General features: G+C 39.8%; 17 protein-coding genes, 3 tRNA genes and 6 pseudogenes. 12 read left to right on the forward strand and 14 right to left on the reverse strand.

Annotation, left to right across the window (positions count from 1 at the left end; genetic code table 11):
• Positions 1-178 precede the first annotated feature (178 nt).
• The 6 genes from uvrY to VY86_RS20830 all read left to right on the forward strand — a co-directional run bounded on the left by uvrY (position 179) and on the right by VY86_RS20830 (position 3,701).
• The gene (gene uvrY, locus VY86_RS20805) at positions 179-844 is read left to right on the forward strand and encodes a UvrY/SirA/GacA family response regulator transcription factor (protein WP_046977011.1); all 666 of its coding nucleotides are present in this window, start codon (positions 179-181) and stop codon (positions 842-844) included.
• Complete coding sequence (gene uvrC, locus VY86_RS20810) at positions 828-2,660, forward strand: excinuclease ABC subunit UvrC (protein WP_046976400.1); 1,833 nt, start codon at positions 828-830, stop codon at positions 2,658-2,660. Before uvrY ends, uvrC begins: the two co-directional genes overlap by 17 nt.
• A gap of 57 nt (positions 2,661-2,717) precedes the next feature.
• Positions 2,718-3,266 carry a CDP-diacylglycerol--glycerol-3-phosphate 3-phosphatidyltransferase gene (pgsA, locus tag VY86_RS20815; protein ID WP_046976401.1) on the forward strand — a complete coding sequence of 183 codons (549 nt, stop codon included), beginning with the start codon at positions 2,718-2,720 and terminating at the stop codon, positions 3,264-3,266.
• 144 nt (positions 3,267-3,410) lie between these two features.
• A tRNA-Gly gene (locus VY86_RS20820) sits at positions 3,411-3,486 on the forward strand.
• A 48-nt stretch (positions 3,487-3,534) separates the two neighbouring features.
• Positions 3,535-3,608, forward strand: a tRNA-Cys gene (locus VY86_RS20825).
• Between the two features lie 6 nt (positions 3,609-3,614).
• Positions 3,615-3,701 (forward strand) — tRNA-Leu (locus VY86_RS20830).
• A 217-nt stretch (positions 3,702-3,918) separates the two neighbouring features.
• Here VY86_RS20830 and VY86_RS26620 read toward each other — a convergent pair.
• From VY86_RS26620 to VY86_RS24300, 4 genes and pseudogenes are all read right to left on the reverse strand, one after another.
• A complete protein-coding gene (locus VY86_RS26620; protein ID WP_158020001.1) occupies positions 3,919-4,065 on the reverse strand; it encodes a hypothetical protein in 147 nt (48 codons plus the stop codon).
• A gap of 112 nt (positions 4,066-4,177) precedes the next feature.
• Positions 4,178-4,813, reverse strand: a pseudogene (locus tag VY86_RS20835) (hypothetical protein).
• 505 nt (positions 4,814-5,318) lie between these two features.
• Positions 5,319-5,396, reverse strand: a complete 78-nt coding sequence (locus tag VY86_RS26625) for a tail fiber assembly protein (protein ID WP_158020044.1) — start codon at positions 5,394-5,396, stop codon at positions 5,319-5,321.
• Positions 5,397-5,429: 33 nt separating this feature from the next.
• Positions 5,430-5,891, reverse strand: a pseudogene (locus VY86_RS24300) (phage tail protein); the annotation flags it as partial.
• A gap of 91 nt (positions 5,892-5,982) precedes the next feature.
• Between VY86_RS24300 and VY86_RS20840 the strand changes: the two are divergent.
• Entirely contained in the window at positions 5,983-7,113 is a 1,131-nt protein-coding gene (locus tag VY86_RS20840) for an ISAs1-like element ISPlu17 family transposase (RefSeq protein WP_046973755.1), read from the forward strand.
• A gap of 21 nt (positions 7,114-7,134) precedes the next feature.
• Here the strand turns inward: VY86_RS20840 and VY86_RS20845 are convergent.
• The 3 genes and pseudogenes from VY86_RS20845 to VY86_RS20855 form a co-directional block, all read right to left on the reverse strand.
• Positions 7,135-7,560 (reverse strand): annotated as a pseudogene (locus VY86_RS20845) (tail fiber protein); the annotation flags it as partial.
• A gap of 355 nt (positions 7,561-7,915) precedes the next feature.
• Complete coding sequence (locus VY86_RS20850) at positions 7,916-8,287, reverse strand: DUF4431 domain-containing protein (protein WP_046976402.1); 372 nt, start codon at positions 8,285-8,287, stop codon at positions 7,916-7,918.
• Positions 8,288-8,436: 149 nt separating this feature from the next.
• Positions 8,437-8,658 (reverse strand): type II toxin-antitoxin system Phd/YefM family antitoxin, encoded by a 222-nt coding sequence (locus VY86_RS20855; RefSeq protein ID WP_046976403.1) that lies wholly within the window; start codon positions 8,656-8,658, stop codon positions 8,437-8,439.
• Positions 8,659-9,105: 447 nt separating this feature from the next.
• On the opposite strand from VY86_RS20855, the gene VY86_RS20860 reads away from it, so the two are divergent.
• The 4 genes and pseudogenes from VY86_RS20860 to VY86_RS20870 all read left to right on the forward strand — a co-directional run bounded on the left by VY86_RS20860 (position 9,106) and on the right by VY86_RS20870 (position 11,701).
• Complete coding sequence (locus VY86_RS20860) at positions 9,106-9,693, forward strand: LuxR C-terminal-related transcriptional regulator (RefSeq protein ID WP_082111279.1); 588 nt, start codon at positions 9,106-9,108, stop codon at positions 9,691-9,693.
• Positions 9,694-9,735: 42 nt separating this feature from the next.
• Positions 9,736-10,767, forward strand: a complete 1,032-nt coding sequence (locus VY86_RS20865) for an IS630 family transposase (RefSeq protein ID WP_046976665.1) — start codon at positions 9,736-9,738, stop codon at positions 10,765-10,767.
• Position 10,768: 1 nt separating this feature from the next.
• A pseudogene (locus tag VY86_RS26090) lies at positions 10,769-10,873 on the forward strand (helix-turn-helix transcriptional regulator); the annotation flags it as partial.
• A gap of 132 nt (positions 10,874-11,005) precedes the next feature.
• Positions 11,006-11,701 carry a helix-turn-helix transcriptional regulator gene (locus VY86_RS20870; protein WP_046976404.1) on the forward strand — a complete coding sequence of 232 codons (696 nt, stop codon included), beginning with the start codon at positions 11,006-11,008 and terminating at the stop codon, positions 11,699-11,701.
• 331 nt (positions 11,702-12,032) lie between these two features.
• Here VY86_RS20870 and VY86_RS20875 read toward each other — a convergent pair whose 3' ends face one another.
• Entirely contained in the window at positions 12,033-13,610 is a 1,578-nt protein-coding gene (locus VY86_RS20875; protein WP_046976405.1) for a phage tail protein, read from the reverse strand.
• A 914-nt stretch (positions 13,611-14,524) separates the two neighbouring features.
• Between VY86_RS20875 and VY86_RS26095 the strand changes: the two are divergent.
• A pseudogene (locus tag VY86_RS26095) lies at positions 14,525-14,599 on the forward strand (helix-turn-helix transcriptional regulator); the annotation flags it as partial.
• 209 nt (positions 14,600-14,808) lie between these two features.
• Here the strand turns inward: VY86_RS26095 and VY86_RS20880 are convergent.
• The 6 genes and pseudogenes from VY86_RS20880 to VY86_RS26630 all read right to left on the reverse strand — a co-directional run.
• Positions 14,809-15,276 (reverse strand): DUF6392 family protein, encoded by a 468-nt coding sequence (locus VY86_RS20880; RefSeq protein WP_046976406.1) that lies wholly within the window; start codon positions 15,274-15,276, stop codon positions 14,809-14,811.
• Between the two features lie 165 nt (positions 15,277-15,441).
• Positions 15,442-15,786: an S-type pyocin domain-containing protein gene (locus VY86_RS20885; protein WP_238591518.1), complete on the reverse strand. Its 345-nt coding sequence runs from the start codon at positions 15,784-15,786 to the stop codon at positions 15,442-15,444.
• Between the two features lie 355 nt (positions 15,787-16,141).
• On the reverse strand, positions 16,142-16,393 hold the full coding sequence (locus VY86_RS20895; RefSeq protein ID WP_193386959.1) for a hypothetical protein: 252 nt from the start codon (positions 16,391-16,393) through the stop codon (positions 16,142-16,144).
• 96 nt (positions 16,394-16,489) lie between these two features.
• Entirely contained in the window at positions 16,490-16,948 is a 459-nt protein-coding gene (locus VY86_RS20900; RefSeq protein ID WP_046976408.1) for a DUF6392 family protein, read from the reverse strand.
• On the reverse strand, positions 16,945-18,621 hold the full coding sequence (locus VY86_RS20905; RefSeq protein ID WP_046976409.1) for an S-type pyocin domain-containing protein: 1,677 nt from the start codon (positions 18,619-18,621) through the stop codon (positions 16,945-16,947). The genes VY86_RS20900 and VY86_RS20905 overlap by 4 nt, the downstream gene beginning before the upstream one ends.
• A gap of 720 nt (positions 18,622-19,341) precedes the next feature.
• A pseudogene (locus tag VY86_RS26630) lies at positions 19,342-19,488 on the reverse strand (DUF6392 family protein); the annotation flags it as partial.
• Positions 19,489-19,513 lie beyond the last annotated feature (25 nt).

Here is a 19,513-nt window from a genome sequence, read left to right on the forward strand (position 1 = left end):
TAATATTCACATTTCTGATGAATTTTTGCGATAATTTATCTATTCTATTGTTTTATATAATTTTTACTAAAAATCAAAAAATAGATTACTGAAGTTAACTCTTCTGAAACAAATTTAATTCACAAGCAATATCAATGAAAGCTCATGTATGAGCATAGGGCCAGTTGGAGATACTTTTTTGATAAATGTTTTGTTAGTCGATGATCATGAATTGGTCAGGGTTGGTGTAAAACGTATTCTTGATGACGTGAAAGGGATAACAGTTACAGGAGAAGTCAATTGTGGTGAAGACGCGATAAAATGGTGCCGAACGAATAAAGTAGATATCGTGTTAATGGATATGAATATGCCAGGCATCGGTGGCCTAGAGACAACAAAAAGAATCCTGCGTTACCATCCTGATGTCCGGGTAATTATGTTGACTATCTATACTGAAAATCCATTACCGATGAAAGTGATGCAGGCAGGTGCCAGAGGGTATCTCAGTAAAGCCTCTACCCCTCAGGATATGGTCAATGCGATTCGTACGGTTAATGCCGGGCAGCGCTATATCGCACCCGATATTGCACAACAGATGGCCCTTAGCCAAATTAACCCACAAACAGATAATCCACTAAGTTGCCTGTCTGATCGTGAATTACAGATTATGCTGATGATCACAAAAGGACAAAAAGTGAGTGATATCTCTGAACAACTTAACCTCAGCCCAAAGACCGTCAATAGCTATCGCTATAGAATGTTTAGTAAACTCAATATCAGCGGTGATGTAGAATTAACACATATGGCAATACGTTATGGGCTGTTCGACACAGAGAGTCTGTTAAATAGTGACGGAACAATTTGATTCAAAAGCATTTTTAAAAACAGTAACCAGTCAGCCTGGTGTTTATCGTATGTATGACACCTCGGGAACGGTTATTTATGTCGGTAAAGCTAAAGATTTAAAAAAGCGGCTTTCCAGTTATTTTCGGGCGCAGATCGCCAGCCGTAAAACCGAATCGCTGGTCAAAAACATTGCTCAAATAGATGTTACTGTCACACATACAGAAACCGAAGCGTTGTTACTGGAACATAATTACATCAAGCTTTATCAGCCCCGATATAACGTTTTACTGCGAGATGACAAATCTTATCCTTATATTTTTCTCAGCGCAGATAAACACCCACGGCTGGCAATGTATCGGGGAGCTAAACATTCTAAAGGTGAATACTTTGGCCCATTTCCAAACTCTTATGCTGTACGTGAATCATTAATCTTACTGCAAAAACTTTTTCCTATCCGGCAATGTGAGGACAGTGTCTACCGCAATCGCTCCCGGCCATGCCTTCAATATCAAATTGGCCGATGTCTTGGACCTTGCGTTAACGGGTTGGTAAGTGAAGAAGAATATCAACAACAAGTTGATTATATTCGCCTGTTCCTTTCAGGCAAAGATCAGCAAGTTTTAACCAAATTGATTAGCCGAATGGAAGAAGCCAGCCAGCAACTGAAGTTTGAAGATGCTGCAAGATATCGCGATCAAATTCAAACCGTTCGCCAGGTCACTGAGAGACAATTTGTTTCAGGCACAGACGACGACCTGGATGTTATCAGCATTGCATTTGAAACGGGCATGGCTTGTCTGCATGTCCTGTTTATACGTCAGGGCAAAGTACTGGGGAGCCGAAGTTATTACCCTAAAATACCGGCCGGGACAAAACCCGACGAGATTGTGCAAACATTCCTTGGTCAATTTTATTTACAAGGCAGCCAAAACCGGACTTTACCATCAGAAATTTTGCTGGATTTTGCTCTGCAAGAGAAAGATATTTTATCTGATTCTTTATCTGAAATATCTGGTCGAAAAATTCATATTCAAACCCGCCCTCGCGGAGACAGGGCCCGTTATCTGAAACTCGCCCGGACAAATGCAGCAACAGCGTTGGTTACCCGCTTATCTCAACAATCCACCATTCACCAAAGACTAGAATCTCTCGCCCATTTAGTTCAGTTGGCAAAAATTCAGAGAATGGAATGTTTTGATATCAGTCACACTATGGGGGAACAAACTGTTGCATCTTGTGTTGTTTTTGACAGTAATGGCCCACTACGTTCTGAATATCGGCGCTATAATATTAGTGGCATCACACCCGGTGATGATTACGCTGCCATGAATCAAGTATTGCGCCGTCGATACGGAAAGGCATTGGATGAATCAAAAATTCCCGACATTATTTTTATTGATGGCGGTAAAGGACAATTAGCTCAGGCAATAGATGTATTCCAGTCTCTTGATGTTGAATGGGACAAAACACGCCCTCAATTGATAGGCGTTGCCAAAGGAAGTGATCGCAAAGCCGGGCTTGAAACGCTATTTTTCGCGGCAGAAGGTGAAGGTATGGCACTGCCACCGGACTCACCTGCCCTGCATGTGATTCAACATATCCGTGACGAATCACATAGCCATGCGATAACGGGGCACCGCCAGCGGAGAGATAAAGTGAGAAAAACCAGTACGCTGGAATCTATTGCCGGTGTTGGTCCAAAACGCCGGCAAATGTTACTGAAATATATGGGGGGGTTACAGCCTTTACGCAACGCAAGTGTCGAAGAGATCGCAAAAATACCGACTATTTCCTATGCATTAGCAGAAAAAATTCATAATGCATTGAAACACTAGGTGCATTGATGCACCATACTTATAAATTCCACTATAGCCAGATAGTTAAGAAGCACTATGCAATTAAATATACCAACATGGCTCACCCTATTCCGTATCGCCCTGATCCCATTTTTTGTTCTGGCATTTTATTTGCCATTCAAATGGGGGCCGATGGTCTGTGCCATAATTTTTGTTGTCGCTGCGGCGACAGACTGGTTTGACGGTTTTCTTGCCCGTCTTTGGAAGCAGACAACTCGCTTTGGCGCATTTCTTGATCCTGTCGCTGACAAAATCATGGTTGCTGCCGCATTAGTATTGGTTTCCGAGCATTATCATACATGGTGGATAACACTCCCCGCTGCAACCATGATAGCACGTGAAATTATCATCTCTTCTCTCAGGGAATGGATGGCTGAATTAGGAAAGCGCAGTAACGTTGCCGTTTCCTGGATGGGTAAGGTAAAAACAACAGCACAGATGGCGGCATTAATTGCCTTATTATGGCGCCCTAATTTTGAATTCGAACTGGGTGGATTCATATTACTTTATGTTGCTACAGTGATGACATTTTGGTCAATGTTTCAATATGTCAACGCGGCGTGGTCTGATTTGCGTGAAGCTTGATCGAAGTGACGTAAAAATCATCGAACAAACACATCCTAACAATAATTGTATTGACTCAATACGTGAAGTAAGTAGAATGCAACGCATCGAACGGCACATGAGATTTACGAAAACAAATAAGTAAATCAGCCAGTTCGAAGCGGTGCGGGAATAGCTCAGTTGGTAGAGCACAACCTTGCCAAGGTTGGGGTCGCGAGTTCGAGTCTCGTTTCCCGCTCCAAGTTACTAGTTAGGATAAATGTTTAGTAACTTGATAGCTGATAAGTAAGGCGCGTTGGCAGAGTGGCCATGCAGCGGATTGCAAATCCGTCAACCTCGGTTCGACTCCGGGACGCGCCTCCAAATTCAGCCCAGGTGGTGAAATCGGTAGACACAAGGGATTTAAAATCCCTCGGCTGTAAGGCTGTGCGGGTTCAAGTCCCGCCCTGGGCACCATATAAAAACTTACTGTAAAACAGTGAGTTAGGGAAAAGAAAAAGCCACCGCAAGGTGGCTTTTTTGTTTTCTGCGATGCCATGAAAATTGAGAAGTGGCACCACTGTATAAATACACACCATCCATTTCAGGCAATCTCTTCTCTCTCGAAGTATCATCAGAAAAATATTTTTCACATAAAAAAAGCATACCTGAACGAATCATGATGTGCTTTTTATTACCAGTTGGATTGAGAATGACAACCTAGGTGGAATTTTCCCATTCCTTTCTTGGGATCGGATGCGTTGACGGGGATATGTCGGATAACTAGCTGTTTCTTGCTGAATGTACTTGCTGCTTTCTCCAATTCGTATGGGTCACGCAATATGTGATATACCCGTTTTGGGTCGAGTCCGAGCTTCTCATAACCCAGTAATTTCCTTTCCCCGATATGTATTAACAGCCGGCTGGATATGAAAAACCCGCACTAGGCAGGTTTATTTGATGGGTAATTCGCTTTTCGAAATAATTGCCAGTCTATTTTGATGGTGCTCAGGATCACCCCATAACCAAGACTCTTTGCTAGCAATTTCTTCATCAGACAAAATTTTGTGTAACTCACATGTGATCATATCGTAAGCATAAACATGCATATTATATGCCAACGCGTCATACATACGGGCCTGCCAAAAAGAAATGCCGTCATGAATCTGGTTCATGTCTGACACAATCACATTATAAGATTCGAGCAAATAATCAAAGAACACCTTACCCGCTAAATCACGTAAAACCGCTCGATGTTCACGCTTCAGAATACGCCAAACAAGAATTTGTGTTACAGGACGACAATTTAATACTACATCAGGCTGTATAATGACTCTGTTATAATAGACGACTTCTTGAGACACATCGTTAAGCAGCGCCAGTTCAAAGTGAGACTAACTAATCCAATCTTCAAGGCGACCATCAACGCGAACCATGCGATAACCAGGCGCTAGTAATAACCCGTTTATTTGGGAAGTAATATCACTGCCATTCATCAATGTAGTGTAGAGGGCGCGATTATCTCTGCCTTCGTTCAGATGAACGAAAACCTCATTAACCTTTTCAGGATTTACCAATCTCTTTGGCATACTCCCCCCTTGCACATCTGAATAATTCGATCTATACAGTCTGTATATAAATAAGTGTAATACGTTTAGTATTAACTAAGCAAATCCATTTCTCAGAAAAGTAAGCTCGAAATTAGACGAAAAGTGAGGAACGCAAAACGAAGAAGAAGATGTAAGCCCATTATAAATAAGCATTTTGAGCACAATGTTTATCATGATGAAACCAAGTTGTAAAAAACATCAGACATCATAGTCTTACAGTGAGCCGTCCTTGGCTTGGGTTATAACTTTATAAGTTGCCTGTAGAATTCCGAGGAAAAACCATACAATCCTAGTCCTTATCTGTAAAAAATCACTAACCGCAAAAACACCATAAAAAAATCACTTGAATTGCGCCAGCAAAAAGCCGATCTGCCCCATCAAATGCGCCCCTTCTCACTAAAGCCGAAGAAGAAAAGCGCTTTCTAACCGACAATCAGGCACTTTTTTCTTACTTCATCACCTCCGACCACTTAACATCGGGAGCCTATAAAGTATCAACCCTACTCAGTAATACCCGGTATTTCCTCCAGGCTGTTAATCCATCCGCCTGGTGGTATCTCAATCGGACAAGAGAAGCCTACACATATGGGTATCATTACGCTGCTCTCACTATGTAGTTAAATGCGATGTTACGGGGTCTTGATACCCCTACGTAATCTGACTTAACATGCGAGGCCCCCATGGATGAAGCGACCCTAACTCTTACTGAAAGATCTTTATTTCTGGGTGAATCCCACTGTAATACCATTTGATCATTAAGTGATAAGGCAAGAACAAAATCACCTAAACCAACTTCCTGTAATAAATAAGACCCTTCCTGCCATTCCAATAATGAACGTTTTGGATCAACACCACGCCCATCATCCCAGCCCCGAATAAACTCTCCTCTTAAATCAGGTAATCTACCATCAGGATAAGCTTCAGCTAATTTCGGGTACTGTAATTTATTAAAAGCTGAACCATTACAAGTGAAATAACCAATAGGAGGGTGGGGTAACGGCCACGGAATAGGAGAACCAATAGGAATTTCATTGGCTGTTTTAATCCGGTTATCTACAGGGCAAGATCGTGAATATTTTGTTAAAAAAATCAGATTTGACCGACGGTAATAGTTATGATCTCATACTCTCTTTTTGAGAGCAAAAACCATGTGCTTTGATATTTTTACTGAACATTTCTCAGACATTCAAGATCCCCGTCAAAGCGCTAAAGTCGCCTACCCTTTATTCGATATTTTATTTGCCTCATTGTGCGCTGTTCTGGGCGGCGCAGATGGTTGGAGTGAGATCCAAGAGTATATTGAAGGCCACCATGAATGGTTTCTTGAACATAATATGTTCAAGGCGGGGATCCCTGTTGATGATACGATTGCCCGGCTTCTCTCACGGATTAATCCGGAACAATTTAATCTGTGTTTTATCAACTGGATGCGTTCGGTTCATCAGGTTACTCAGGGAGAATTAGTGGCGATTGATGGTAAAGTCTTACGGGGTGCCTATGCCCCGGGAGAACGCGGTTCGGCTCTCCACCTTGTGAGTGCTTATGCGACAGCCAATAAAATGGTCATCGGCCAGGTTAAAACCCAGAAAAAATCTAATGAAATTACCGCAATCCCGGAACTCATTAAGTTGTTGGAACTGAAAGGCGCGCTGATTTCCATTGATGCGATGGGATGCCAAACGCAGATCGCTCAGGAGATTATTGATGCCGGCGCGGATTATTTATTAAGTGTGAAAGACAACCAAAAACGTCTCCATCGTGCCATTCAAAAAGCCCTGGAAGCCCAGCGCGTTTTGCCCTTAACAACCGAAAAAGCGTTGATAGAACAGGGTCATGGTCGTCTGGAAATCAGAGAAAGCCATGTGCTGAATGCCGATACATTCAAAACCGATTTTCCGGAATGGACGGGATTAAAAACACTGGGTGTCACAATCGGATACAGGCAAGAAAACGGCAAATTGCCCAGTCTGGAGTACCGTTACTACATCAGTTCAGCCAGACTGACAGAAGAACAATTTTCTCAGGCAGTACGCAGCCATTGGCAAATAGAGAATAATCTTCACTGGGTGCTTGATGTGACGTTTAAGGAAGATGATTGTCAAATTTACCGTGAAAATGCGGCGGAAAACATCGCGATATTACGACGTATTTCGTTAAACATGCTGAAAAAAGAAACGAGTCAATTAAGCATTAAAGCGAAGCGTAGACGAATATGGATGAAAACCCAATTTTTGGAGCGAGTATTACAGGCGGGTTTTGCTAATGTGAGTGATATTTAATCATTCATGCGGTTGCCCTGGGTTATCTATCTCTTCGCGGGTATATTCACGTAATGAATTTATTACTTCCTGAACAAGCTTTTGTGTAACCGCCAATGTGTCGCTATTGCCAATCTCATTTGTAAGTTGAACAACACCTTTTTGCGTTAATGAGGCACTGGGAATGTCTGTTGTAATTTTTTGCTCTAACGCTTTATTTAATTGAGCAGTGAGTTTGACTATGTTTCCATCATCCAGAACATCATTACCAGATCGTGTCGCAATAAAATCAGCTACGACAGATGATATTGTTGATGCTTGACGTAATACTTTATTTAACATATGAGTAGAAACATTATTTGGTGGAAACCCAGTCAGCAAACTCTCACTTTCTTCATATTTGCCCTGACTCACTACATTCGCGTTATCATTAATAGAAAAAGCCTTAAAATCATTCTTAGGATTCATATATCCTCCTCGAATTAAATAATATTATTTTATAATTAACATATTGAATTATTATATAGACAATTTCTCGCAATTCATGCTAATTAAAGTCTAGTTCAGAAAAAGGATAATAATATATTCCCATTATTTATAAGGTTAGTTGTTTTTTACATAATCACAGTAATAATAAATTCAACATGTTAGAATCAAAAAGACATCCAAAAATCTATATTTAATCTCTAGAAACTATTTTTCCTTCACCCTTTCCTGCAATTTAATAAATATCTATCATCAACTTCAATGAGTAAAAAAATAAGCCCCAAAGAGGCTTTATTTAATATTGTTCAACAGAACTTCCTGCGTTACCACCTCCAGATTATTTAACAGCTTCAATCCGCTGGGTTTCGAGCATGATTGGAGTATGGTGATGTCCGGAACGCGCATACATAATGGTTCCAGTTACGCTTACACGGTGCCCGACAAGGCTTCGATACTCGTTATAAAATTTGGACTGGACTACCAGCTGCATAAAATTACGCTCCCCCCATTCTGGTGCACCCTTAGCGCATCCTATTGTCTTATCCGGTTGCAACACCCAATAAGTCTCAGGGATATCCCCGTTTTCCACGTTTTCGTAATTTGGTGGGCCAGAATAGGTAATCCTTAATAACGTGCCATCAAGAGTCACTTTTTGCCCTTCTTCATGGCAGTGCTCTGTTGTTTTACCTGCTGCAATTCTTCTGTACATTTCTCACGAAGTTTCCAATTCTGTTTTACCAAAGCTTTAAAGTCCGCGCTGTTGGCCGTAGCCAATTTCGACCATACCCGCAACACCTGCATAGTGCAGCAAAAGATAATCATGCAGAGCGATGACTTCAGCCAAGGTAACGTGCTTAATCATTTATCGGTCAGTTGTTTGTTAGTTACATCAAATTGGCCGATAAGCTGTGAAAACTCCGCATTTAACATTGCCTTACAATACTCTTCAAAACTGGCTTTGCTGATCACAATAGCAGATTCATTGTTACGTCGGGTTATTTCTACTGGTTCGCCAGCAATAGCTTGATCGAGGACTACTCCAAGGTTTTCCCGAGCTCTGCTGTAAGTGACAGTGATCATAATTCAATTCCTTCTCTGGTTAGTTGCACTTATTTTTTGTACATATTTTGTGTACCTAATGCAATCTTTATACTCTATAATTGAACAAAAATAAAACAGCAAGCACAAAAAGACGAATTAGGCTGTCAAAATTTTCAGCGGTTTTAGGTGTACTTCCAAACAGTATTAGAAACGTTCTACTGATGTCGGATTTACGCCCCAAATAACCCGTATCGACCATTGTCCGCTAACGTTTATTTATTAAATAAATAGCTTAACTCCGCAACTAATTTAATAAAAATTTAATCTACAATGGCATATATAATTAAACAATCCTCGTAATAAAATAGCCATAATCATTATGTTCTCAAAAAATTTGTCTTTACTGGTAATAAAGTATTAAACTGACTACACAACTCAAACATACCACGATTAACGTCCGAAAGCTGTAGAAAAAGGAATTATAATATGAATCATCGCACCACCATATCACCTCAAATTATCAACACACTGGCAGCAAGTAATGATCCTTGGGGAGTCAAAGATAAAAATTCATGCTTTATTTACGGCAATCTGGCATTAAAATCTCTTCAGAATTTTTCAAATTCATTTGAATTTGAGGGGTTTTATGAGAACGAACTTCCTTGGGATAGTGCTAAATTTGCAGAAGAATTTATTAAGCATGATAAGAAAGTGATGGAAAAACAACAAAGAATATGTTCAGTTGAAACACATATATTTGGCAGAGAACAAGTTCTGTCATCTTATTTTTTCGAAAAATTCCATTTTTATCATGAAGATGGAAACTGTATAGGAGTCATATATCATGGCTGGAAAGCCCCAAATTATTCATTAACTCATCTGTATCAATATCATGATAAACTACCCGCCTCTATTATGCTCCAACCACCGATTGATCTTTTTACTCAACGTGAATGGGATATCATTTTCCTCTTTCTACAGAAAAATACCAGAAGACAGATCGGGCGGATATTGAATATTGCCTATCGTACTGTTGAATCTTATATAGCTCGGATATATACCCGTAATCATTGAAACTGCTTGATTTTCGCCCAAATGAGGTTCATGGTATCTGTCATGAAAATATTCATTACCGATGAACAAAAAGCCGAACTTGAACATCTCCATCACACCTGCCGTGATAAGAGAGAGTGTGATCGCATCAAAGCGGTCCTCCTGGCCTCTGAGGGCTGGAGTTCTGTCATGATCGCTCAGGCCCTGCGTCTTCATGAAACGACCGTTCATCGTCATATCAGCGATTACCTTAATCACCGTAAAATCAAGCCCGAAAATGGCGGCTCTCAGAGCCATCTCAGCGAAACACAGACTCAGGAACTTATCGCCTATCTGACCGCAAATCTTCTGCCCACCACACAGGCGGTTATCCGCCTTGTCAAAGAAGCGTGGGATATCCGTTACACCGTTCCCGGCATGAATAAATGGCTGCACCACAAGGGATTCAGTTATAAAAAGCCGACCGGCGTGCCACACAAGTTCAACGCGGAACAGCAGCGGGCCTTTATAGAAACCTACGGGAAACTCAAGCAGGAAGCCGGAGACCATGAGCCCATCCTGTTCATTGATGGCGTCCATCCCACGCAGGGGACGAAACTGGCTTATGGCTGGATGCGAAAAGGCCAGAAAACCGCGGTGAAAACCACGGGAAGCCGTACCCGTCTGAACCTGATGGGGGCCCTTAATCTGGCTGATATTAGTAAAACGGTAGTACGCGAGTATGACCGTATCGACAGTTATCACATCGCAGAGTTTTTCATTGCTCTGCGTGAAACCTATCCGGTCAGTCAGAAGGTTCATATTATCCTTGACGGAGCTGGTTACCACCGAAGCAGGCTGGTGAAAGACTGGGCTTATGTGATGAATATTGAGCTTCATTACCTGCCACCGTACAGCCCGAATCTGAACCCGATAGAAAGGCTGTGGAAGGTGATGAATGAACAAGTCAGGAATAACCATTATTTCGCCTCGACGACCTTGTTCAAGCAGGCAATACATCGCTTTTTTACGGAAATATTACCGGAACTGGCCGGGAACCTGTCGTGCCGTATTAATGACAACTTCCAGGTTATGAATACTGCATCTTCAAGTTAAGCGGGTATATAGCAAGATAGGTATTAACTCCAGTCAACAACTGGAAGAATATTGTCGGGCCAATAATTTTAATTACTATATACCGGAAAGATTTTTATTATCTTAAATTAAGTATTTATTCTCGGTTTCATATGTTGTCCTTATCCATAATTAATGGGACAAAATAACCAGTCTTGCTGGAATATATTTTTATTTGCAAATATTATAGTTATATTCAATAATTTTTTAAAGGTTATACATGAAAAAATTTGGATGTAAAAAAGTTCCTTTTATTACCACTCAGTTAACAAATACATGGGATAGAAGCACAGAATCATGGTTCGTAAAAGATAAAGAACTCCGCTTTATTTATGCAAATACTGCCTCTATTAAAGCCAATAAGTTACCTGAAGACTTTAATATTATTGGATATACTGACAAAGAATTACCTACACCATTCAATCATTTTGCTAACTTTTTTGAAGAATATGACCGAAAAGTCTTAGCATATATGCAGCGAATATCATCTATTGGCACTTACCCTCAAGGCAATGGTCAACAACTTAAATCCTATTTTTGTAATAAATATCCATTAATGGGTGCAGATAATCAATGTATTGGAATCATTTCTCACGCCAAAGAAATAGATCATTTCACAGTATCTCATTACATTATGAATAATATGTCTATATCCGTTAGACTTAGACCACCTAACAATATATTGACACAGAAAGAATGGATAATAATATTTTTATTCTGTCGAGGAATCAGTAATAAATGTATTGCTGATGAAATGAAAATCTCATACCATACCGTGGAAAAATATTTTGAAAGTATCTATCATAAACTATCAGTTCGATCATCGATTGAATTAAGGATATTTTGCAAAGAAAATGGCTATGACATATATACTCCACCAAGATATTTTCAACCTATAGGTCAATTTTTATTATAAGCAATCGATTTTATTATTATATATTTCCTCCTCTGATTTATTTAATTAATCTAATTAGCTAAGGAGATAAATATAAATTTTCAAAGTGATTCTATGTCAATAAATATCATTTATTGTGTATAAACCATACTGTTTTTTAGCGCCTTACTGAGCGCTTATTAAATTGATCGTAATAGTTAACTATTTAGTGCCCAGATGTATATTTTTTTGTATACTTTAGCATTAATCTCCCTATGATAAGTAAGCTATTAATTAGCACTTTGACATCAATTACCATTATTCATAATGAATTGCAGTAATACAGGGCTACATAGCCCTGATTACATTATTATTATGGTTTTTCAGGCAATTGCACGCGAACATTTATTACTCTTCCATCTGGAATATCGCATAGGTCACCATCGTTGTAATAAACGATTTCCCCTGTTGCAGTTACGCTTTTGACACGCTTATTTTGAGCAAATTTCGGAGCATCTGTATTTTGACGGTGGTAACATTCAATTGTTATATCACCGTTGGATGTGTCTACCGATTCATAAACCCAAATAAGATTTAACCCGTTGTTGTCTGCTGGGACAATAATACCACTATGGATTCCCCGCGCACCATCTTTAGCAAAACCGTTGCAGCCGCTGATACGATATTTCCCTGTATCTATGTGCTTAACAGTAACGCCTTCAGCTTCGCTAGTTAACTCGTAAGTTCCGTCAGGATGAATATCTACAATTGGGCTGGATACTCTGAGATTGCCATTAGCATCGGGACGCGCATTTTTATCTGTCCAAAGCCGGCTAACTTTTGTATCACCGCCCCCATCATGTCCGTGGATAAAGCTAATACCGGCATGCTCATACTGTGCGATAAATCCAGCCCATACGTCATGCATTCTTGTTACATAGCCGCCTGACCATGGATATCCAACGCCACCATGATTTCCACTAAATCTGAATGCATGGCCGCCCTGCGGCAATGATCTTATCCATGCGGTAAAATCACTTATATTTGCTTGAGTAACATATTTTGCCTGGATAAATTCAGATCCTTCGGATTTTGCATATGCCCCAATATCCGCCGCAGTCGGTTTATTTTTTGTTGTATAAACATCAACCCAATCCTCCTCAAAGCCATAATTATCACGGGCTGAACGATAAGCAATCCCTCCATTTCTGTACCGCACTTTCAACTGAAAAGCTGGACAACTCCCAACGCCATTATTGAAATGAGCAACATGCGCAGAATCTACTCCAGGGTTCAACAAATCATATAATCCTGTATCTGCATTCCAAGGGACTTGATTATTAACAGAGTATTTTCCTGTTAATCCGAGCCTAAATGCTCCCACATCCCCGGCATTCAGAATGACATCCCCGGTCAACACCTTCCCGTTAATTTTTCTACTATTCGGTACAGCATTAGCGGCCTGATTTACCGTCTCCAACAAACCGAGATTTTTCACAAACGCATTTTTATCAGGAATGTCTGCACCATTTTGGTTTTTTACTAATCTGCTGTTAGCATTATTATTGACATCAGAAACAAATTTCTGAGTTGCTGCCAGTGAATGACTATCGCCTGTTTTATCTGTGAGTTGAACTATTCCTTTTTGGGTTAATGAAGCATTTGAAACTGTTGCTGTGATTTTTTGTTCTAAAGCTTTGCTTAATTGTGTGATGAGTTTAGCTATGTCCCCATCATCCAGAACATCATCTCCACACTGTGTAGCAATAAAATTAGCCAGTACAGATGATATCGTTGACGACTGACGTAATACCTTATTGAGCAAATGAGTAGTAATATTCTCTGGTGGAAAACCCGTTTTTAAAGGTGGGCTTTCTTCATATCTCTCTTGACTCGCTACATTAGCATTATTACTAATAGAAAAAGCTTTAAAATCATTCTTAGGACTCATATACTTTCCTCAGATTAAATAATACTATTTTATAATCAATATATTGAATTATTGTAAAAATAATTCCCCCGAAACTTACGCCAATCACAGTCTAGTCCGAGGCAAGAATAATGAAATATTCTTATGACTTAGAAGGTTAACTATTTTTATATAATTGGCGAGAATAAATAGCCCGACAATTTTCAACTGAAAATATATCCAAACCATTTATATTTATCACATGAAATTTATTCTTTTATTTCTTTATTAAACTTTCCGCAATAATATTTACTGAATCTATTGAAATAATTAATACCAAAATACTAACGCATTCTGATTTATTTTTATAAAACCTATAGGCCATTGTTACAGAATATTCAGAAGTGAAGTAAGGCACTGGGTTGTTAAAAATATCTGAGTGGAACTTCAAATGCAACTTTATATCTCTAAATTATACCATTTTAAGTAATTTTTTATTTCATTATTCTTCAAAAAATAAATTAAGCAGAATTTACCTAACCTTAACTTTATTTAAGTTTAGTTATTCCAACAGCCAAAAAACTCAAACCCGGTATTTGGGTTAAAAAGTTCATATATTTGATTATGCTGATAATTCTTAAATATATATTATCGAATTACAATATCTCGCAGACTCTATTTAAGAAACATTCTTTAATTGATCGCACATTATTTCAATTAAATACTATTTTACTCGCATTATTCTGGCCCAGAGATAACACCTTTTCTTTCATCTTATTACAAGTCATCGTTATAAGAGTCGCTCTCTCCATCCTCAGTTTATAATAGAAAATTTTTAACATATGTCACTTAATTACTCATGACTGAAAAATCAAATTCATTAATTTATCTAATTAGTAATCACTCTAAGAATTTTTTCATATAAAATAGTATTATTCATTACATTTACCCACAATTATTGCCGAACAAATGATTATGATCTCTATGTACCAGAAAGATTTGTGCATCCAGAGAGTAAAATGTTTCTTTAAGCCATAGATTATAAAGGATTGCATATGGATATGAAGAAGAAATATACAATATCACCTCAGATTATTGACACAGTAGAAATAAGCAATAAACTGTGGGGATAAAATATAGTTCTTCAAATTTTATTTATTATGGATTGGCCTAAATAAGTTACTGACTCTAGGATATGAAAATAAATTAACTTTTAAAAAAACCTCCCATCTATTATTAATTACCAACCCACTTCTGATGTGGGTAAAAATGTCATATATTCTACACGATCAAGCAAATCATAAGATATCTGCATACTTGTAGGAATACGAAAATCAAGCAGTGTATATAATTCTTTCCAACCAAACTGGTGCTTCATAATCATCTCTGGAGGGTGTGATCTCTCAGGTTCACCAAAATGTTCATGAATCCATTGACGAGACATCATAGGAACTAATGGCGGTGGTAATTCATTACGGAATTGATATGATAATTTATCACTATCAAGCAAGATAATTGTTACAACAAATAAAGCCTTATTATCTCTTCTAAATGCTAGATATACACCTTCTTTGATCATATCTAATGATATATGGTCACTCCCCAAATATCCTTTTGGTTTAGTTTTGTAAGGAATTAATCCCTCATCAAAAATTTCCTGATAGGTTTTCCCTAAATTATTAATTAGGGCTTCAACGTTGATAGTCATTATTTATACAATCCCCGTTCTTAATTGAGTTTATGCATCTTCGATCTGGCTTTTTCAAGCTGCTCCTCTGTTGCACCATAGTTCTTCAACGCCGGCTTTATTGTATTAAAATCACGATCTACAGCGATTCTTAGATCCTTTGCATCCTGTTCTATTTGAGACGGGTTATTTCGTCCCCCAATAAGTTGCACTGAACTTCTGATGAATTTCTGCTGGGATGATAATAGCCGCAACATCTTTTGCCATATCTGCTAACTGACCTTCAGTAAGCCTCGGATTTAATTTTTTAAAATAAGCCTCAACAGCCGCTCCCAACGGCATATGATCCGCATGTGTTCCATTCCTCGGTCGCCCGGCAAAGTTTCTATACAAATCCACTTCGAACAATTTCACCGGCGGTTTACTCAAATACACATACACCGGCGGCATATTCGAGATCGGGAAGATCAGAATATAATCGCGGAAATCCTTCTCTTCCGGCATCGGCAACGATTCAATATCACTGCCCACTTTTTCCAGCACAAATCACAAGAGGTTACTCTTATTTCAGATTCTTTTGAAAGTCAGATTACTTACCCTTTGATCTGCCGAATACGCAAAGATTATTCGTGTATTTGGGTATAACTCTTTAATTTGGTTAATATAAGTATCCCATCCTCCAACCATTCCAATAATTGGTAATTTCACAGCTTCCTTTGCCTCTGACGGTTCCCCTAATATAGCTCTAACCTTCGCTTTATCCATTGCAGGAAAAAATGGTGGTGGTATAAATAACATTTCATAATTTTGCTACACATGGCCTTCTTCAACCCATTGTTATATATAGAATTATGAGTAGTATAAGATGTAGCGCTATTTTGGAATCTTATTTATCACCTCGATAAATCTTCATCTTTGGCCCAGATGCAATTAAAGTCATGCTAACTGATATTAATAACCTTGATTTATCTTCAAAAACCAACGTCAACCCATCTTCTGGTATACAGAGAAACTCATTATCCCCTTTAAACATATACTCAAACCTTCCGGCTGGGATAAGTTGTTTTTCAATTAATAAATCTACTGTCAGCCTCAAACTATTAATTAACTCCTTAATGTTTGTCGCCATTATTTGCATAACCCCGACTCTTGGTTGAGCCAATTCATCTGCGGTTTGGCTTTTCAAACCGCGAATGAAAAAGCTTTTAAGAAAAAATTGCCTCCTTTCTATTAACTACCAACGCACTTCTAAGGTGGGTAAAAAAGTCACTGAGCTAACCTGCTCACGTAAATTATAAGAAATCTGCATACTGATTTCGTCTGTGAAACGATATAAATCTTTCCAACCAAACTGCCTTCTTAAAATTTGCCTTGGTGGTATTGACTTAATCGGATCACCTAAATTTTCTTTAACCCATACCCTATCCATAGAGTGCTTCAATGGTGATGGCAATTCATTCGGGAATATAAATGAAGCTTTATCGTCCCTAAGCAACCTTAAAGTAATTTCGTTTAATATTTTACTACTCCGTTCAAACGATAAAAAAATCCCCTCTTTCACCATATCAATACCAATATTAAGTACACCAAGAGGACCACTTGGTTTACTTCTATAAGGAATTAGTCCTTCATCAAAAATTTCCTGATAAGACTTTCCCAAACTGTTTATTAGTGCATCTATGTTGACAGTCATTTGTATAACCCCTGTTCTTGGTTAAGCCTGTGTATTTTGGCTCTGGCGTCTTCAAGTTGTGCTTTTGTTGCCCCATAATTTCTCAATTCTGGCTCTATCGTACTGAAATCACGATCCACAGCTGCTCTTAAATCTTTAGAATCCTGTTCTATTTGCGTCTGAGAATTCCGGCCTCCATAGGTTGCACTGAACTTCTGGTGAACCTTTGCCGGGATAATGATTGCTGCAACATTTTTTTCAATAAGACTTAACTCATCCGTCTCCAAATCGGGATATAACATTTTTAATTTCGCTCGAACAGCCGCCGCAGAAGGCATATGATCAGCATGTGTCCCATTCCTTGGCCTGCCCGCAAAATTACTGTACAAATCCACCTCAAACAGCTTCACCGGCGGTTTACTCAAATACACATACACCGGCGGCATATTCGGGATCGGGAAGATCAGAATATAATCGCGGAAATCCTTCTCTTCCGGCATCGGCAACGATTCAGTATCGCTGCCCACTTTCTCCGGGATTGGCAATACGGTGATTTGCGACGGAATAAACGGCCGCTCTTCATTCCCGGTATGGACTGGAACCTGAAACTCCTGTTCGTTCGGCGTCCATAAAATTGTCGGCCGGGTTTCTCCCGGTTCCCAGAACTCGTAATTACCGGTGGTCCGATTCAGCGTCATCATACGAACCGGCACTTTATCCAGACCACTTTCCGGGCCGACGTGATACCCCTGAACCGTCATCCTGCCGCTTTTTTCATCTCTTATCCAGCGGAAACGCACACGAGTCGGGGCTTTGCCAAACTGCTCAGCAATCTCACTCAGGCGATAGCGGTTTAAGTAGTCCTCTTCGCCTTCATTCAGCTTCGGTGAATAAAACAATCCCATTAACCCGACCGTCAACGGATTCGGAGCCGCCAGCCAGCGCCCGGAGCTGGCAGCGCCACCGCCAATGTAACGCATCACCAGCGCTTCCCCATCCGCTGCCACGCTGCGGGTGGTGGCCGCCACTGCCGTAGCAGCGGCTTCAGCCTGCTCTTTTCCACCACGAAACCAGCGTTTATACCACGGTAATTTTTTATCCTGCGGTTTATCCGGCTCTGGCGGGTGTTTCTTGCCCTGAGGAGGCTGTTCAGGCTTTTGCGCCGCTACCGGAGCGGGAGATGACGGCACCTGATATATCCCCATTCGCCCGAAGTTATTCGCGGGTTCAGCTTCGGTTCCGGCATCGGTACAACCTTTGCCCCGCTGGCAGGATTTCGTAAACACTGGTATCGGCGGTGGGGGAGCCTGCGTCACTGACGGTGGACCGGGCTGAACGCTTCCCGCTGCCTTCATCGGCGAAGCGACATTCTGCGCCGCCATATTAGTGGGAGCAACAGCCCGATCAGCAGCTTCTTCCTGCTTCTCATAGCTGTCCATCACGGAATTAATCAACCGGGCCCGACAGGGACAGGTGCTGACACTATCTAATGTGCCCGCCAATCGCCGTCCCATGCTAAACATGCTGGGTACGCCCCCGACAATCATGTAAGTACCGGAATGTTTACCGCAGGTGACGTGGTCCCCTTCACGTGCGGTTGCCCGCCCGTTAAATGTGATGGTCTGGTCGCCGGTGATAATGACTCCACCACAGGTCGTTTTATCACCAACGAGCAGATAATAGCCTTTTGCCATTCTATTGACTTCCCCATTGGTTTACAGTGCAAAGAGTGGGTCTAACTAAAATGGTCATCATATTCTTACCACTTATAGGTTAATAGATGATCAATAGTGCAATGAATTTAACTTAAAAAGATATAGGAATATTCCGAAAATTGGAGAAATAAGCTTGATTGATTTTGGTAATTCATCATGTTAATTAACACATTGGATACAATTTTTTATCAAAAGTGGGCATCACAAATGAATCTAAAACCAATAGCGACATCGGTTTTACACACTACATGATGTTTGAGAAGGCATATCAAACTGACAGGATTGCACGGTAAGTTTTCTCAAGTGCTGACCAAAAGACCGGCACTTTGTCATTAATGTGAGATGTATTTGCTAGCTGTCCAGCATCACCATTAACACACATTAATGTTATCAAGTTCAAAGAACCAACACTGTCACCCATTTCTGTTTTTTCCGATAATCATCCCCCTTTTTTCAGGGCTTAAATCCTGCCACATTAACCGTTTTATCCCTTTTTTATTGGGTTATTTTTATAGTTTTCTTCGTAAAATAACCAACGAGAAAGCGCTTTAATACCCATCAGGTCGGATAGTATTATTTTACTCGCGGATTTCTTTTCAACTCTGTATTAATGGTTTATGATTCTCGATTAAACGCAATTCACTCTCCTTTTGGAAAATTGCATTTATTGAATTAAATCCGTCCTTAATATAAAAGCTTTAATAGGGTTAACGTAATTTCTTTTAAATTCCTCCCCTCACTATAAAACGCTAGCCCCCCCTATTTTACCATATCCAGGCATACCACCTCGTCACCAGGAAAACCTGCTGGCTTCGTTTTATAAGGAATTAGTCCTTTATCAAAAATTTCCTGCTAGGTTTTCCCCAAGCGA

Source organism: Photorhabdus thracensis (assembly GCF_001010285.1).
Classification (GTDB): Bacteria; Pseudomonadota; Gammaproteobacteria; order Enterobacterales; family Enterobacteriaceae; genus Photorhabdus; species Photorhabdus temperata.

What these genes read in the sequence shown, in the direction of transcription:
- pgsA (WP_046976401.1), top strand. Translation starts at nt 2,718, where the DNA reads ATGCAATTAAATATACCAACATGGCTCACCCTATTCCGTATCGCCCTG.
- VY86_RS20840 (WP_046973755.1), top strand. Translation starts at nt 5,983, where the DNA reads ATGTGCTTTGATATTTTTACTGAACATTTCTCAGACATTCAAGATCCC.
- VY86_RS20850 (WP_046976402.1), bottom strand. Translation starts at nt 8,287, where the DNA reads ATGTACAGAAGAATTGCAGCAGGTAAAACAACAGAGCACTGCCATGAA.
- VY86_RS20855 (WP_046976403.1), bottom strand. Translation starts at nt 8,658, where the DNA reads ATGATCACTGTCACTTACAGCAGAGCTCGGGAAAACCTTGGAGTAGTC.
- VY86_RS20860 (WP_082111279.1), top strand. Translation starts at nt 9,106, where the DNA reads ATGAATCATCGCACCACCATATCACCTCAAATTATCAACACACTGGCA.
- VY86_RS20865 (WP_046976665.1), top strand. Translation starts at nt 9,736, where the DNA reads ATGAAAATATTCATTACCGATGAACAAAAAGCCGAACTTGAACATCTC.
- VY86_RS20870 (WP_046976404.1), top strand. Translation starts at nt 11,006, where the DNA reads ATGAAAAAATTTGGATGTAAAAAAGTTCCTTTTATTACCACTCAGTTA.
- VY86_RS20875 (WP_046976405.1), bottom strand. Translation starts at nt 13,610, where the DNA reads ATGAGTCCTAAGAATGATTTTAAAGCTTTTTCTATTAGTAATAATGCT.
- VY86_RS20880 (WP_046976406.1), bottom strand. Translation starts at nt 15,276, where the DNA reads ATGACTATCAACGTTGAAGCCCTAATTAATAATTTAGGGAAAACCTAT.
- VY86_RS20895 (WP_193386959.1), bottom strand. Translation starts at nt 16,393, where the DNA reads ATGCAAATAATGGCGACAAACATTAAGGAGTTAATTAATAGTTTGAGG.
- VY86_RS20900 (WP_046976408.1), bottom strand. Translation starts at nt 16,948, where the DNA reads ATGACTGTCAACATAGATGCACTAATAAACAGTTTGGGAAAGTCTTAT.
- VY86_RS20905 (WP_046976409.1), bottom strand. Translation starts at nt 18,621, where the DNA reads ATGGCAAAAGGCTATTATCTGCTCGTTGGTGATAAAACGACCTGTGGT.